The organism is Aeromonas sp. R2-2 (genome assembly GCF_040908355.1).
Lineage (GTDB): Bacteria > Pseudomonadota > Gammaproteobacteria > Enterobacterales > Aeromonadaceae > Aeromonas > Aeromonas veronii.
In genome coordinates this window covers 1-14,855 of the sequence record NZ_JBFODQ010000012.1, presented here as the reverse complement: position 1 = coordinate 14,855, position 14,855 = coordinate 1, and the positions used below count along the sequence as shown (strand labels likewise).

Here is a 14,855-nt window from a genome sequence, read left to right as displayed (position 1 = left end):
GCAGGAATTTCAAGATGTCCAAATTTGCCCGTTCAGTTCTTCTGGCCTCACTGATCAGCGTAACCGCCCAGGCCAATACGCCGGTGCCGACACCGACCCCGAATGCCATGCCCATGGTGGTTCCCGCCGCGCCGGAGATCTCCGCCAAGGCCCATATTCTGATCGATTACTACTCCGGCCAGGTGCTGGCCGAGCAGAACGCCGAAGAGCGTCTGCCGCCCGCCAGTCTGACCAAGATGATGACCTCCTACATCATCGGCCAGGAGCTGCTGAAGGGGAACATCAAGCGCACCGACATGGTGACCATCAGCCAGAACGCCTGGTCCAAGAACTACTCCGACTCCTCCAAGATGTTTATCGAGGTGGGCAAGCAGGTCTCCGTCGATGATCTCAACAAGGGCATCATCATCCAGTCCGGCAACGACGCCTGTGTCGCCATGGCCGAGTTCCTGGCAGGCAGCACCGACTCCTTCGCCAGCCTGATGAACAGCTGGGCCGCCAAGCTCGGCATGAATGACAGCCACTTCATGAACCCGCACGGTCTGGATGCGGAAGGTCACTACAGTACCGCTCACGACATGGCCCGTCTGGGTCAGGCGCTGATCCGCGACCTGCCGGAGGAGTACAAGATCTACTCCCAGAAATCCTTCGTGTTCAACGGCATCACTCAGCACAACCGCAACCGCCTGCTGTGGGATCAATCCCTGCAGGTGGATGGCATCAAGACCGGCCACGTCAGCCAGGTCGGCTATAACCTGGTCTCCTCTGCCACCAACAACGAAGGCATGCGCCTGATCGCCGTGGTACTGGGCGCCAGCAGCGAAGCCTCCCGCGCCGCCGAGAGCAAAAAACTGCTCACCTATGGCTTCCGCTTCTTCCAGAGCCTGACCCCGTACAAGGCAGGCACCGAGCTGGTCACCCAGAAGATCTGGATGGGCGACAAACCGGAAGTGAAACTGGGCGTCGACAAAGATGTCTCCGTGCTGGTCACCCGCGGTCAAGGCAACAACCTGAAGGCTGACTTCCAGCTCGACAGCGAGCTGAAAGCGCCGCTGGCCAAGGGTCAGCGCGTCGGTACCGTGTTCCTGAAACAGGGTGACAAAGAGATCAAGCAGGTGCCGCTGGTTGCCCTGGAAGAGGTGCAGGAAGGTGGCTTGATGAGCCGTCTGTGGGACTACCTGGTACTGCTGGTCACCAGCTGGTTCAAGTAATCCAACGCACAATCCTCACCAAACAGCGGCGCCAACAGGCGCCGCTGCTGTCTGTGACGGACAAAAGCAGTGAATAACCCTGTAAACTGCAGGTTCCGCCTTACCCTGATTTGTGGTAAAAAGCAGCACTTCCATCCTTGTCTGACCGATCCTGGCCTTGATCCCGGTCCGGGCAGCGCCCATATAGTTATGAGCCGTGCCCATATAGACTTGAAATGGCGGCCTCCACGGGCCATCGGCCACTAGCCATCCAAGATGAAGTCATCCCGGTGATGACGCAAAAGGTGAGTAAATGAATACCAAGTTTGATGAACTGCTGGAGTTTCCCTGCAAATTCCCGTTCAAGGTACTCGGCGTTGCCGACCCGGCACTGCCGGAAATGGTGGTTGAAGTGCTGCAGCAGCACGCACCCGGCACTTACAGCCCGACAGTCCAGCCCAGCTCCAAGGGCAACTACCACTCGGTCCGCGTGACCGTGACTGCCCAGAGCAAAGAGCACATCGAAGCGATGTACCACGCCCTTGGCAAGATCGAGCTGGTGAAATACGTACTGTAATTTCTCTCTCGCCCCGTTCTGCGGGGCGACTGTTTTTGGCCGCAGCACGCCGCGAGGACGCCATGTCATCCCAGATCCCCGCCCAGTCCAGCCTGATTGTCAGGCAGCTGGGTCGCCGCCCCTACCAGCCGGTATGGGACGCCATGAAAGCCTTCACCGACAACCGCACCAGCGACACCCCGGACGAGTTCTGGGTGGTCGAGCACGATCCCGTCTACACCCAGGGCCAGGCCGGCAAGGCCGAACACCTGCTCAATCCGGGCAATATCCCGGTGGTGCAGAGCGATCGCGGCGGTCAGGTGACCTATCACGGCCCGGGCCAGCTGGTGCTCTACGTACTGGTGGATGTCCGCCGCTGCAAATTCTCGGTTCGCGAGCTGGTGACCGCGCTGGAGACAGCCATCATCAATACCCTCGCCAAAAGCGATATCCAGGCTTATGCCAAGGCCGATGCCCCCGGGGTCTATGTGAAAAATGACCTTGGCATGGAGGCAAAACTGGCCTCGCTGGGTCTGCGCATCCGCAAGGGGTGCTCGTTCCACGGGCTGGCACTCAATATCAACATGGACATGACCCCCTTCCTGCACATCAATCCGTGCGGCTATGCGGGCATGGCCATGACCCAGACCAGCGCCCTGGGCGGCCCGCAAAGCGTGGCCGAGGCGCAATCCATTCTGGTGGCCGAACTGGCCCGCCTGATTGGCTATCAAACAATAACAAACACCGAGAGTGAATCATGAGCAAACCCGTTCGTATGGAGCCGGGCGTCAAGCTGCGCGATGGCGACAAGATGGCCCTGATCCCGGTGAAATTCATGCCGGATCCCAACGAAGAACTCCTTCGCAAGCCGGACTGGATGCGGATCAAGCTGCCCCCCTCCAGCCAGAAGATCGAACACATCAAGAGCACCTTGCGCAAGAACAAGCTGCACTCGGTGTGTGAAGAGGCCTCCTGCCCCAATCTGGCGGAGTGCTTCAACCACGGCACCGCCACCTTCATGATCATGGGCGCCATCTGCACCCGTCGCTGCCCCTTCTGCGACGTGGCCCACGGCCGCCCGCTGGCACTCGATCCGGAAGAGCCGAAGAAGCTGGCGCTGACCATCAAAGAGATGAACCTCAAGTATGTGGTGATCACCTCGGTGGACCGCGACGATCTGCGCGACGGCGGTGCCCAGCACTTCGCCGACTGCATCCGCGAGATCCGCGAGCACAGCCCGCAGACCCGCATCGAGATCCTGACTCCGGACTTCCGTGGCCGGATGGAGCAAGCGCTGGAGGTGTTCCGCGAGACCCCGCCGGACGTCTTCAACCACAACCTGGAAACCGCGCCGCGCATGTATCGCGTCGCCCGCCCGGGTGCCGACTACAAGTGGTCGCTGGAGCTGCTGCGCCGCATCAAGGAGATGCACCCCCACGTGCCGACCAAGTCCGGTCTGATGATGGGCCTTGGCGAGACCAACGAAGAGATCGTCGAGGTACTCAAGGATCTGCGCGCCCACGGCGTCAACATGCTGACCCTGGGTCAATATCTGCAGCCGAGCCGCCACCACCTGCCGGTCAAGCGCTACGTGCCGCCCGCAGAGTTTGACGAGCTGAAAGATGTCGCCATGGAGCTGGGCTTTACCCACGCCGCCTGTGGTCCTTTCGTTCGCTCCTCCTACCATGCTGATCTGCAAGCCAAGGGCGAAGAGGTCAAATGATCTCGTACGACAGGGAGGCCAAATAACTTCCTCCCTCGCAATGAAAAAGAGCGCCTATTGGCGCTCTTTTTATTGATATCACAGACAGTTGCAGCTTGATGTACTCATCAACCGTGGTCGAAGATCCCCTGCTGATGCCAGCGTTGCAGCTGGGCCAGCACCCGGGTCTCTCGCGCCGTCCACTGGGGACAGGGCCCCGCCAGCTGGGTCTTGTTGGTCTGCAGCGCTTCGTCGAGGGCAAACCAGCCGGGCACAAAACCGAGGCGGATCTCGTAGGGCTGCGGCTGCGGGGCCACCAGCTGATCGCCAATCCGGCACAAGTAGTAGAGCGAGCGGATGCAGTAGGCATCGAACCCCGGCTCGCGGGCGGCGCGATATTCACGGGTCTCGCCAAGCAGTCCCCCCACTTCCCGCAGCTCGGCACCGCACTCCTCCAGCAGCTCGCGGGCCAGCGCCACATGGTGGCTCTCCCCCGCTTCAATGCCGCCCCCGGGGAACATCAGATCGCCGTTGACCCGGGAGTGGACCAGCAGCAGCTCGTCGCCACGGGGCACCACGGCACGCACCGTGAGGCGCTCCAGAGTGCGGCCATCGGTACGTACCTCGCCATGAACGAAAGAGAGATCGAACGGATTGGGCCAGCAGCTGGCCGGAGAGAACGTCGTCATCACTGCATCAGGGCCGGTAGTTGCCATGCTTTAGCTGCTCGACAATTTCGGCAGCCCGCACATCGTAACCATCCTGCTCTGTCTTGCTCAGGGTGTGGTAGATGCCAAAACGCTTGGCTGAGACCTCGGGGCTATCCTGAAACGACTCGCTCACCTTGCCCCACAGATAGGCCAACCCGTACTGTTTCTGACCCATATAGAGGGTGCTGAGGGAGGTGAACATGCGGCTGTTGACCTTGTCCCCCTCCTGATAGAGGGATAGGCCATGCTGCAGGGTGGCGATGGCCTTTTCCGGGTCGCTCTTGGCGTAGATACCGCCGAGCGCCAGTTGCAGCTCGGGTTCATCCAGCGCCTTGGTGCCTTCCAGAGCCATAAACTGCTGGCGAGCCAGCTCGTTGGTGTTGTTGGTCCAGTGCCAGAGCAGCAGGTAGGGATCTTGTGAATTGCGGGTCGCGGCATCGAGCTGGGCCAACTGATCCCCGGCCGCCAGCATTCCCTCTACCCGTGGGCTCTTCTGCTCGCGGGCATTCTTGTACTCAATGCTGGTGGAGCGCTCGGCACATTTGAGATAGCGCTCAAGGTTACGCATCAGCTCGTACTTGCGCCGATCCGTCCCCTCCTCCTTGAGATAGAAGCGACTGCGGATCACATCGGTACGCTCGTAGCGACACCAGCCATCGTCCACCAGATCCTGGCAGAGCTCGGGATGATTGCCACAGATGTTGTGGATCCGGTCGTCATTGCAGCCAGCCACGGCAAGGCCGACGGAAAGCATGATGAAGGTCTGTCGCAGGGGGAAATTGGCCATGGTTCACATCTTGTTGGTAACGCGGGTTGGTAACAACTGGCGCCTTTACGGGCCACCTCCGGCTAGCAAGCCGGTTACATATCCATTACAATGCGCGCGCCATATAAGGCCGCGATTGCAGAATAATATAACGAAATATACACCCCTACCCTGATCTGCATTCGACGAATTTTCTATTTACACCAACAACGTGAAATAAAGGATCTGGTCAATGACCCACGAGCACTACTTGCAAGCGTGGCAGGAGAGCCAGGAGCTCGCCGAAGCCATGCAGCCCTTGATTGGTCGCCTCTACCGACAACAAGGGGTCGAGATCACCCTCTACGGCCGCCCGCTGCAAAACGCCTCCACCATCGATATCCTCAAGGCCCACCGGGTCGTCCGCCGCCACCAGGGCACTCCCCTCCCCATCCAGCAAAGCTTCCCCCTGCTTCAGGCCATCGTTGCCCTCAAACCCACCGCCGCCGAGGTTGACCTTGGCAAGCTGGCAGTTGGCTACTGGCAGGATCATCAGGATGAAGCGGGGATCGAGGACTATCTGCAAGCGCGACTGGCACCGGCCCTTGGCCGCAGCCAGATGCCGCAGCCGACCGACGTGGTGCTCTACGGCTTTGGCCGCATCGGCCGCCTGCTGGCCCGCCTGCTGATCGAGCGCACCGGCGCTGCCAATCCGCTGCGTCTGCGCGCCATCGTGGTACGCGGTGGTCGCGACGGGGATCTGGAGAAACGCGCCAGCCTGCTGCGCCGCGACTCGGTGCACGGCCCCTTCAATGGCTCCATCGAGGTGGATGTGGAGCGCAGCGCCATCATTGCCAACGGCACCTTCATTCAGGTGATCTACGCCAATAGCCCGGCCGACATCGACTACACAGCCTACGGCATTCACGATGCGTTGATCGTCGACAACACCGGGGTATGGCGTGACGAGGCAGGCCTCTCCGAGCACCTGAAAGCGCGCGGTGCTGGCAAGGTGCTGCTGACCGCTCCCGGCAAGGGGGAGATGAAGAACGTGGTGTTCGGGGTCAACCATGAGGTGATAGGCCCGGGTGACAGGATCATCTCCGCCGCCTCCTGTACCACCAACGCCATCACCCCGGTGCTCAAGGTGATGCAGGAGCGGTTCGGCATCCACCACGGCCACGTGGAGACGGTCCACTCCTACACCAACGATCAGAACCTCATCGACAACTACCACAAAGGCGAGCGCCGCGGTCGCAGCGCAGCTCTCAATATGGTGATGACCAGCACCGGCGCCGCCAAGGCGGTGGCCAAGGCGCTGCCCGAGCTCAAGGGCAAGCTGACCGGCAACGCCATCCGGGTGCCGACCCCCAATGTGTCGCTGGCGATTATCAATCTGTCGCTGGAGCAGGCCACCGATCGGGAGAGCCTCAACGCCTATCTGCAGCAGATGGCGTTAAGCTCGGCCCTGCACCGCCAGATTGACTTCAGCGCCAGCACCGAGCTGGTCTCCTCCGACATGGTAGGTTCCCGTTATGCGGGCATCGTCGACTCCCAGGCGACCATCGCCGAAGGGGATCACTGTGTGCTCTACGTATGGTATGACAACGAGTTCGGGTACAGTTGTCAGGTAGTGCGGGTGATGGAGCAGATGGCTGGCGTAGTCCGCCAGGATCTGCCGGCATAGACCGATAGGGTCTACCTGCATGGCCCATCAGATCCCGCTGTTTATGGCTCAATAGTTCAAGGAGAGGCCAAATGTCGTTTCAACAGGGTGAGTTTTTGCAAGCTATCAGGCAGATGCCCGAAGAGGTGTATGAGCGGCTCAAAACCGCTGTCGAGCTGGGCAAGTGGCCCGATGGCAAGCCCCTCACCGACGAGCAGAAGGCCACCTCCCTGCAAGCCGTGATGGCCTGGCAGGCGATGCATCTCGACAATCCCGAGCACATGAACATCGGTCGTGACGGCGAGATCGTGATGAAGAGCAAGAGCGAGCTCAAGCGTCAGTATCGCGACGAGGAAGAGATAGTGCGGGTCGACCTCAACCACTGAGTCTTACCCGGCAGGCCGCTCGCTGCGGCCACAACAGAGAGGGGAGCCATGATGGCTCCCCTCTTTTTTCCTAACTTATCACCCCTCGTCATCGGTGCAATGCGCTGCGCTTATTGCACCCTACCGCGAGGGTTATCAGGGGGTCAGCTCCCCGCGCAGCGACTGCTGCATCAGCTCGCGAATGCGGTGGGATGGCAAGTCCTGACTCAGCAGGAAGTGCAGCTTGGTGAGTGCTGCCTCGGCGGTCATGTCAAAGCCCGAGATCACCCCGGCCCGCGACAGGGCGTTGCCGGTCGCATAGCCCCCCATATTGACCTTGCCGTGCAGGCACTGGCTCAGGTTGACGATGATGACGCCGCGGGCCGAAGCCTCGGAGAGCAGCGCCAGCATGGCCGGGTTTTGCGGCGCATTGCCGACCCCGAATGACAGCAGGATCAGCGCCTTCACCGGCTGTTGCAGGATGTTGGCGATCACCTCGCTGGAGATACCCGGATAGAGGGTCACCACGCCGATGGGCTGGGGAGTGATGTCGTGCAGCACCAGCGGCCGCGCGGAGGGCACACCCAGCTCACCCGCTTCCAGCGAGATGGCGATCCCGGCATTGAGCAGCGGCGGATAGTTGGGGGAGTCGAAGGCGTGGAAACCATCGGCGTGCACCTTCTTGCTGCGGTTGCCGCGATAGAGCTGATTGTTGAAGAACAGCGTCACCTCGTGGATCGGGTAGTTGGCCGCGATATAGAGGGCGTTGAGCAGGTTCTGCTGACCGTCGGAGCGCAGCTCGGCCAGCGGGATCTGGGAGCCGGTGATGATGACCGGCTTGTGCAGGTCTTCCAGCATGAAGGAGAGCGCCGAGGCGGTGAACGACATGGTGTCGGTGCCATGCAGGATCACAAAGCCATCGTATTTCTCGTAGTTGTCGCGAATATCCTCGGCGATACGCTGCCAATCCGCCGGGGTCATGTCGGAGGAGTCGATGAGGGGGGCATATTCGTGGATATGGTAATCCGGCATCTCGGGGCGGTGGAACTCGGGCATCCGCGCCAGACAGTCTTCCATAAAGCCCGCCATCGGCACGTAGCCGTGATCGGAACGCTGCATCCCAATGGTGCCGCCTGTGTAGGCAATGTAGATAGACTTCTTCACACCCTCTCCTCTTGATGAAGTGAACACCACCGGAACATGAACCATGTCGGGGTGAACCACAATGTCAACGCCCGCCATCGCCTCTGCGTGCAGCGGAAACCGGCGAATTATAGAGACTGGCGCCCTAAATGACAGCCGTTCCATGCACCCTTTTCGGCTTTTCTGCCCTCTACCTACATAGTGTTAAATGTCACAATAAACCACTAAAACGAGCATTAATACGACAAAGATGGAATTAAATGATGCTTTTTGCTACAATCCGCCGGATTTTACTAAAATCTCATCTGGATGCCTGAGCATTTCAGGCCCGCACAAGCCCCATCTTTCCTGGGGCGGGGAGATGTTTCCCCTTCTTTGCTGGCACATAAGCCACACTGTTTTCATCCCGGCTGAATCTGTAAGTCTTTTGCTATGAAAGACACAGCCAATCAACATGGGAGTACTGAATGTTACAACTTGATTCCTACGCAACGCTGGTCGCTGCCACTCTGGTATTGCTGCTTGGCCGGGTGTTGGTTACCCGAGTCGGGCTGCTGCGTACCTTCAACATCCCCAAACCGGTAGCCGGCGGCCTGGTGGTCGCGCTGGTACTGCTGCTGCTGCGCTCCACCCTGCAGATAGAGCTGCAATTTGATACCAGCCTGCAAACCCCGCTGATGCTGGCCTTCTTCGCCTCCATCGGTCTCTCCGCCGATCTCGCCAGCCTGAAACGCGGCGGCAAGGCGGTGGTTACCTTCCTGATGGTGGTCACCGGCCTGCTGCTGGTACAAAACAGTCTGGGCGTCGGTCTGGCGACCCTGCTCGGTCTGGATCCCCACATGGGGCTGCTGGCAGGCTCCATCACTCTCTCCGGCGGCCACGGCACCGGGGCGGCCTGGAGTGCGACCTTCTCCGAGAAGTACGGCGTGCAATCCGCTGCCGAACTCGCCATCGCCTGTGCCACCTTCGGTCTGGTGCTGGGCGGCCTGATTGGTGGCCCGGTCGCTCGCTATCTGGTGAAGAAAGTGCAGGTGCCCGGTGAAGAGCACAATCAGGATGAAGCCCCCCAGGGCTTCGAAATGCCGGATATGGAGCGCCCCCTCACCACTTTCAGCGTCATCGAGACGCTGGCGCTGATCGCCATCAGCCTCAAGGGCGGCGAGCTGCTCTCGGCCTCGCTCAAAGGGGGCGCCTTCGAGCTGCCGATCTTTGTCTGCGTGCTGTTTGTCGGCGTGCTGCTGCGCAACGTCCTGACCCTGCTGAACTGGCATGAGGTGAGCGATCGAGAAGTCTCCCTACTGGGCAACGTCAGCCTGTCGCTGTTCCTCGCCATGGCGCTGATGAGCCTGAAACTGTGGGATCTGGCCAGCCTGGCGCTGCCCATCTTCATCCTGCTGGCCGCCCAGACCGTGGCGATGGCGCTCTACGCCATCTTCGTCACCTTCCGGGTGATGGGCAAAAATTACGATGCGGCCGTGCTGGCGGCAGGTCACTGCGGCTTTGGCCTCGGGGCCACCCCAACCGCGATTGCCAACATGCAGGCCATCACCCAGCGCTTCGGTCCCTCCCACCTGGCGTTTCTGGTGGTGCCCATGGTGGGCGCCTTCTTTATTGACATCATCAACGCCATGGTGATCAAGCTGTTTATGGCAATGCCATTCCTGTAATTCCCTTTCCGTCAGACGTATATGAATCAGAGCCCACCTTTCGGTGGGCTCTTTGTTTGTTCTCTACTCGCCAGCTGACGCAGGCAGAGCCGGGGCACGTATCCGCCACCAGGGTGACCAGCGAGCAACCTAGACAGCCCGAAATCACCAAGCCCGCACTCCCTCCGAACAACAAAAAGCCCCGCACTCGACAGAGGGCGGGGCTTGTTTATCTCAGCCGGAACAGGCCGTGAGTTGCACCTTACAGGATAAAGGTCGACACCTGCTGGTTCAGGTCAGCAGCACGCCCTTTGAGGCTGTGGGCCTGATCCAGATCGCGCATGGCGGCGGTGATCTCGTCACTCACATCCTTGATGGCGGTGGTGTTCTGGGTGATCTCGCCGGTCACCTGGGTCTGCTCCTCGGCGGCAGTGGCGATCTGACCCGCCATGTCGGAGATGAGGGAGATGGCGCTGGTGATCTCTTCCAGCGCGCGCACCGCCTGATCGGCATCCTGCACGCTGTTGTCCGCCAGTCCCTGACTGGTCTGCATCAGGCTCACCGCGCGGGCAGTGGTCTGTTGCAGTGTCTCGATGGTGGACTGGATCTGCTGGGTGGAGTCCTGAGTACGGCGCGACAGCACCCGCACCTCGTCAGCGACCACCGCAAAACCACGACCCTGCTCACCGGCGCGAGCCGCTTCGATGGCTGCGTTCAGTGCCAGCAGGTTGGTCTGTTCGGCAATCCCCTGAATGGTGGAGAGAATGCTGGTGATGGCCTGCGCGTGGCGGCTCAGCTCGCCGATCACCTCGGTCGCCTGCCCCACCTCTTCGGCCAGACCATTGATGGACTGGCGAGTCTTGTTGACCAGCATCTTGCCCTGCTCGCTGCTCTGGGCAGATTGCTGGGCAGCGGCGGCGGTGTTCTCGGCGTTGCCGGCGATCTCCATGGTGGCGCTTGCCATCTCGGTGACTGCCGTGGCGACCATGGTCACCTCCTGCTGCTGACGCTGCAGCTCGTCCACCGCGGCCTGGTTGGTCACCAGACTGCGCTCGGCATCGGCGTTCAACTCGTTGGCCAGCTGACGGATATTGCCGATCAGCTGATGCTGGCTACCGACGAAACGGTTGAAGCTGTTGGCCAGTTGGCCCACTTCGTCGTTGGCGTCGATCTTGATGCGCTGGGTCAGATCGCCGTTACCATCGGCAATGCGGGCCAGTGCCTGGGAGACCTTGGTGAGCGGGCCAAGCAGCATGCTGACCAGCCAGGAGATAGCGAGGATGCTACCCACCAGCACCAGCAGCGCCATCCCCAGCTGGGTCATCAGCAGAGAGGAGAGCGGCGCTTCCAGCGCGGCCTTGTCCAGCACCAGCACCAGTTCCCAGTCTGTGTCGGGGATATCAACCGCCCACAGCAGCTTGTCGCGACCTTCGCTGTCAAAATAAGCTGGTACCAGATCCTTGCTCGACTTGCTCTGCTCGATCAGCGCGTTGGTCAGATCGTTGTCGATCTCGCTGGCCGGTTTCATCGCCTTGGCGGCATCCTTGTAGGCGATGATGGTGCCATCCTTGTGCATCATGATGGCGAAACCGTCGGCAGGCAGCTGCATCTTGGTCACGTCTTCCACTAGCGAGGCGATGGAGAGGTCACCACCGACTACCCCGCCAGAAACCGGCTGGGCCAGGGTCACCACCATGATGTTGTAAGCCACATCGAGATAGGGTTTGGTGACAATCAGGCCACCTTTGCTCATCGCCTCCTGATACCAGCCGCGGGAGCGCGGGTCGTAGCCATCGCGGTTGATGGAGGGATCGGAGTCATTCATCTTGCCGCTGCTCTCACCGAAATAGGTGAGCTGGAAACGGCCGGAGACTTGTGCCTGTTGCAAGGCATTGAGGGGGTCGGCACCGGCCTTGTTGCCGAGCGCCTGGATCACGTCGCGACGGGCTGCGAGCCAGTCGCTGACACGCTCGGCCTGCTGGGTACCCAGCCGTTGCAACTGCTCCTGGCTGCCTTGCAGCAACAGGGATTTCTGGCTGCTATAGCTCTGCCAGGAGAGCAACAAAATCACCAACGAAAGGGCGATCACCACTGACAACAGTATCTTCTGCTTGAGTGACAGGTTTTTCATCATGTGTTCTTCTTATTGAGGTGAGGAGCGGGTTTTTCCCTAAATTGCACAACACTACACGTAGTCATTAGCGACCCGAATGGCCAAAACTGAACCTGAAAATGGGTCTGCGGGCGATATTTTCTACCGAGGTGGAGAAAAGTGCACCAGAAATTGACGGCATGAGCCGCACAAGCCAAGGCAACCCTGTTTATTCCTTCCACAATTGGCTAGAATATCCCGTTTTTAAATCACATCGACCCTGAGAGTTTTCACGATGTTCGAAGTTAATCCCGTATTAAATAAACTTAAGGAGCTGTCTGAGCGGACCGAGCTTCTTAGGGGGTACCTTTGACTATGACGCCAAGAAAGAGCGTCTAGAAGAGGTCAACGCCGAGCTGGAACAGCCGGACGTATGGAATGAACCCGAGCGCGCACAGGCGCTGGGCAAAGAGCGCGTTGCGCTGGAAAACGTGGTCGGCACCATCGACACCCTGACCCAGGGCGTGGATGACGTCGAGATGCTGGTGAGCCTGGCCGTGGAAGGGGAAGACGAAGAGACCTTCAACGAAGCCATCGCCGAATCCGAACAGCTGGAAGCCAAGCTGGTGGATCTCGAGTTCCGCCGCATGTTCTCCGGTCAGCACGACGGCTCCGACTGCTATATCGACATCCAGTCCGGCTCCGGTGGTACCGAAGCGCAGGATTGGGCCAACATGGTACTGCGCATGTACCTGCGCTGGGGCGATGCCCACGGCTACAAGCCCGAGCTGATTGAATGCTCCGAAGGCGACGTGGCTGGCATCAAATCCGCCACCATCAAGTTCACCGGCGAATATGCATTCGGCTGGCTGCGTACCGAAACCGGCGTACACCGTCTGGTTCGCAAGTCCCCGTTCGATTCCGGTGGCCGTCGTCACACCTCCTTCTGTTCTGTGTTCGTCTACCCCGAGATCGACGACGATATCGATATCGAGATCAACCCGGCGGATCTGCGGATCGACGTCTACCGTGCCTCCGGTGCCGGTGGTCAGCACGTTAACCGAACCGAATCCGCGGTGCGTATTACCCACGTTCCGACCGGTGTCGTGGTACAGTGCCAGAACGACCGTTCCCAGCACAAAAACAAAGACCAGTGTATGAAGCAGCTGAAAGCCAAGCTCTACGAGCTGGAAATTCAGAAGCAGAACGCTGAGAAACAAGCCCTGGAAGAGACCAAGTCTGATATCGGTTGGGGCAGCCAGATCCGTTCCTATGTGCTGGATGACTCCCGTATCAAGGATCTGCGCACCGGCGTCGAAACCCGTAATACCCAATCGGTGCTCGACGGTGACTTGGACAAGTTTATCGAAGCCAGCCTGAAATCAGGTCTGTAAACAAGCAGGAATCACCATGTCTGAACAAACCATCACTCCGGAAGTCGACCAAACTCTCGAACTCAACAACGAGATGACCGAGCGTCGTTCCAAGCTGGCCGCCCTGCGCGCCCAGGGTAATCCTTTCCCCAACGACTTCCGTCGCGACAGCCTCTCTGGCGATCTGCACGCAGAGTTCGACGACAAAAGCGCCGAGGAGCTGACGAGCCTAGGTAAACGGGTGAAGATTGCCGGTCGCATCATGACCCGCCGGATCATGGGCAAGGCTTCTTTCGCCACCCTGCAGGACATGGCCGGCAAGATCCAGGTCTACGTCACCCGTGACGACCTGCCGGAAGGTTTCTACAACGAGCAGTTCAAGAAGTGGGATCTGGGCGACATCGTGGGTGTCGAAGGTACCCTGTTCAAGACCCAGACCGGTGAGCTCTCCGTTCACGTTTCCGATATCCGCCTGCTGACCAAGGCGCTGCGTCCGCTGCCCGAGAAGCACAAAGGCCTGACCGACCAGGAAGCTCGCTGCCGCCAGCGCTACCTGGATCTGATCGCCAACGAAGAGTCCCGCAAGACCTTCATGATCCGCACCCAGGTGGTTGCCGGTATCCGTAAATTCTTCAATGAAAAGCGCTTCATGGAAGTGGAAACCCCGATGATGCAAGTCATCCCGGGTGGTGCCTCCGCGCGTCCGTTCGTCACTCACCACAATGCGCTGGACATCGACATGTACCTGCGTATCGCTCCGGAGCTCTATCTGAAGCGTCTGGTGGTCGGTGGTTTCGAGCGTGTCTACGAGATCAACCGCAACTTCCGTAACGAAGGTATCTCGGTTCGTCACAACCCCGAGTTCACCATGATCGAGTTCTACATGGCCTACGCCGACTACATCGATCTGATGGACCTGACCGAAGAGCTGCTGCGCACCCTGGCGCAGGACATTCTGGGCGACACCAAGATCCGTTACGCCAAAGAGGGCGAAGAGGGTCTGACCATCGATTTCGGTCAGCCGTTCCAGCGCCTCACCATGGTCGAGTCCATCCTGAAGTTCAACCCGGATGTAACCCTGGACGATCTGGCTACCCTCGAGAGCGCCAAGGCCGTTGCCAAGCGTCTGCACATCGAGCTGATGAAGGGCTGGGAACTGGGCCACGTGATCACCGCGATCTTCGAAGAGACCGTGGAGCACATGCTGCTGCAACCGACCTTCATCACCGAGTACCCGGCTGCCGTTTCTCCGCTGGCCCGCCGCAACGACGTGAACCCGGACGTAACCGACCGCTTCGAGTTCTTCATCGGTGGCCGCGAGCTAGCCAACGGCTTCTCCGAGCTGAATGATGCAGAAGACCAGGCCAAACGCTTCCAGGATCAGGTTGATCAGAAAGAAGCAGGCGACGACGAAGCCATGTTCTACGACGCAGACTTCGTCACCGCACTGGAACACGGCCTGCCGCCGACTGCCGGTCAGGGTATCGGTATCGACCGTCTGGTGATGCTGTTCACCAACAGCCACACCATCCGTGACGTCATTCTGTTCCCGGCCCTGCGTCCGCAGAAGTAAGGCCCACAGAAGCCAGCTAAATCCCTTGGGTCAATCCCAAGCGTGATAGCCCATAAAAACGCCCCGCCACAGCGGGGCGTTTTTTTATAATGCT

At 59.8% G+C, this 14,855-nt stretch carries 13 protein-coding genes; 9 read left to right on the top strand and 4 right to left on the bottom strand.

Features of this window, described 5'->3' with window-relative positions; translation table 11 throughout:
• The first annotated feature begins 14 nt into the window (after window positions 1-14).
• The 4 genes from AB5Z09_RS02125 (at window position 15) to lipA (ending at window position 3,469) form a co-directional block, all read left to right on the top strand.
• On the top strand, window positions 15-1,211 hold the full coding sequence (locus AB5Z09_RS02125; RefSeq protein ID WP_005335176.1) for a D-alanyl-D-alanine carboxypeptidase family protein: 1,197 nt from the start codon (window positions 15-17) through the stop codon (window positions 1,209-1,211).
• A gap of 292 nt (window positions 1,212-1,503) precedes the next feature.
• Window positions 1,504-1,767: a DUF493 family protein YbeD gene (ybeD, locus tag AB5Z09_RS02120; protein WP_005335178.1), complete on the top strand. Its 264-nt coding sequence runs from the start codon at window positions 1,504-1,506 to the stop codon at window positions 1,765-1,767.
• A gap of 62 nt (window positions 1,768-1,829) precedes the next feature.
• Window positions 1,830-2,507, top strand: coding sequence for a lipoyl(octanoyl) transferase LipB (lipB, locus tag AB5Z09_RS02115; RefSeq protein ID WP_040066806.1), 678 nt, complete (start codon window positions 1,830-1,832; stop codon window positions 2,505-2,507).
• The gene (lipA, locus tag AB5Z09_RS02110; RefSeq protein ID WP_005335190.1) at window positions 2,504-3,469 is read left to right on the top strand and encodes a lipoyl synthase; all 966 of its coding nucleotides are present in this window, start codon (window positions 2,504-2,506) and stop codon (window positions 3,467-3,469) included. The genes lipB and lipA overlap by 4 nt, the downstream gene beginning before the upstream one ends.
• 107 nt (window positions 3,470-3,576) lie before the next feature.
• Here the strand turns inward: lipA and AB5Z09_RS02105 are convergent, their stop codons facing one another.
• The gene (locus tag AB5Z09_RS02105; RefSeq protein WP_042054743.1) at window positions 3,577-4,137 is read right to left on the bottom strand and encodes an NUDIX domain-containing protein; all 561 of its coding nucleotides are present in this window, start codon (window positions 4,135-4,137) and stop codon (window positions 3,577-3,579) included.
• Window positions 4,138-4,144: 7 nt separating this feature from the next.
• Window positions 4,145-4,945 (bottom strand): DUF2989 domain-containing protein, encoded by an 801-nt coding sequence (locus AB5Z09_RS02100; RefSeq protein WP_042082765.1) that lies wholly within the window; start codon window positions 4,943-4,945, stop codon window positions 4,145-4,147.
• Between the two features lie 211 nt (window positions 4,946-5,156).
• On the opposite strand from AB5Z09_RS02100, the gene AB5Z09_RS02095 reads away from it, so the two are divergent.
• Both AB5Z09_RS02095 and AB5Z09_RS02090 read left to right on the top strand, forming a co-directional pair.
• Window positions 5,157-6,590, top strand: coding sequence for a glyceraldehyde-3-phosphate dehydrogenase (locus tag AB5Z09_RS02095; RefSeq protein ID WP_368194525.1), 1,434 nt, complete (start codon window positions 5,157-5,159; stop codon window positions 6,588-6,590).
• A gap of 71 nt (window positions 6,591-6,661) precedes the next feature.
• Entirely contained in the window at window positions 6,662-6,955 is a 294-nt protein-coding gene (locus AB5Z09_RS02090) for a YeaC family protein (protein WP_005335194.1), read from the top strand.
• Window positions 6,956-7,090: 135 nt separating this feature from the next.
• Here the strand turns inward: AB5Z09_RS02090 and ansA are convergent, their stop codons facing one another.
• Window positions 7,091-8,098: an asparaginase gene (gene ansA, locus AB5Z09_RS02085; RefSeq protein WP_042054747.1), complete on the bottom strand. Its 1,008-nt coding sequence runs from the start codon at window positions 8,096-8,098 to the stop codon at window positions 7,091-7,093.
• A 446-nt stretch (window positions 8,099-8,544) separates the two neighbouring features.
• Between ansA and gltS the strand changes: the two genes are divergently transcribed.
• Window positions 8,545-9,744, top strand: coding sequence for a sodium/glutamate symporter (gltS, locus tag AB5Z09_RS02080; RefSeq protein WP_110302620.1), 1,200 nt, complete (start codon window positions 8,545-8,547; stop codon window positions 9,742-9,744).
• Between the two features lie 241 nt (window positions 9,745-9,985).
• On the opposite strand, the gene AB5Z09_RS02075 is transcribed toward gltS, so the two are convergent.
• On the bottom strand, window positions 9,986-11,854 hold the full coding sequence (locus tag AB5Z09_RS02075; protein WP_368194546.1) for a methyl-accepting chemotaxis protein: 1,869 nt from the start codon (window positions 11,852-11,854) through the stop codon (window positions 9,986-9,988).
• Window positions 11,855-12,110: 256 nt separating this feature from the next.
• Between AB5Z09_RS02075 and prfB the strand changes: the two genes are divergently transcribed.
• Together prfB and lysS are read left to right on the top strand one after the other, a co-directional pair.
• Window positions 12,111-13,209 (top strand): peptide chain release factor 2 gene (gene prfB, locus AB5Z09_RS02070; RefSeq protein WP_100645262.1). Its coding sequence is split into 2 segments (ribosomal slippage): window positions 12,111-12,185 and window positions 12,187-13,209, totalling 1,098 coding nucleotides; the frame shifts between segments, so codons are not numbered across the junction.
• A gap of 16 nt (window positions 13,210-13,225) precedes the next feature.
• Window positions 13,226-14,761: a lysine--tRNA ligase gene (gene lysS, locus AB5Z09_RS02065; RefSeq protein ID WP_005335201.1), complete on the top strand. Its 1,536-nt coding sequence runs from the start codon at window positions 13,226-13,228 to the stop codon at window positions 14,759-14,761.
• Window positions 14,762-14,855: the final 94 nt, after the last annotated feature.

Excerpts from the sequence above, each read along its gene's own strand:
- AB5Z09_RS02090 (WP_005335194.1), top strand. The coding sequence starts at position 6,662 with ATGTCGTTTCAACAGGGTGAGTTTTTGCAAGCTATCAGGCAGATGCCC.
- lipB (WP_040066806.1), top strand. The coding sequence starts at position 1,830 with ATGTCATCCCAGATCCCCGCCCAGTCCAGCCTGATTGTCAGGCAGCTG.
- AB5Z09_RS02095 (WP_368194525.1), top strand. The coding sequence starts at position 5,157 with ATGACCCACGAGCACTACTTGCAAGCGTGGCAGGAGAGCCAGGAGCTC.
- AB5Z09_RS02105 (WP_042054743.1), bottom strand. The coding sequence starts at position 4,137 with ATGACGACGTTCTCTCCGGCCAGCTGCTGGCCCAATCCGTTCGATCTC.
- ybeD (WP_005335178.1), top strand. The coding sequence starts at position 1,504 with ATGAATACCAAGTTTGATGAACTGCTGGAGTTTCCCTGCAAATTCCCG.
- AB5Z09_RS02125 (WP_005335176.1), top strand. The coding sequence starts at position 15 with ATGTCCAAATTTGCCCGTTCAGTTCTTCTGGCCTCACTGATCAGCGTA.
- lysS (WP_005335201.1), top strand. The coding sequence starts at position 13,226 with ATGTCTGAACAAACCATCACTCCGGAAGTCGACCAAACTCTCGAACTC.
- gltS (WP_110302620.1), top strand. The coding sequence starts at position 8,545 with ATGTTACAACTTGATTCCTACGCAACGCTGGTCGCTGCCACTCTGGTA.
- AB5Z09_RS02100 (WP_042082765.1), bottom strand. The coding sequence starts at position 4,945 with ATGGCCAATTTCCCCCTGCGACAGACCTTCATCATGCTTTCCGTCGGC.
- lipA (WP_005335190.1), top strand. The coding sequence starts at position 2,504 with ATGAGCAAACCCGTTCGTATGGAGCCGGGCGTCAAGCTGCGCGATGGC.
- AB5Z09_RS02075 (WP_368194546.1), bottom strand. The coding sequence starts at position 11,854 with ATGAAAAACCTGTCACTCAAGCAGAAGATACTGTTGTCAGTGGTGATC.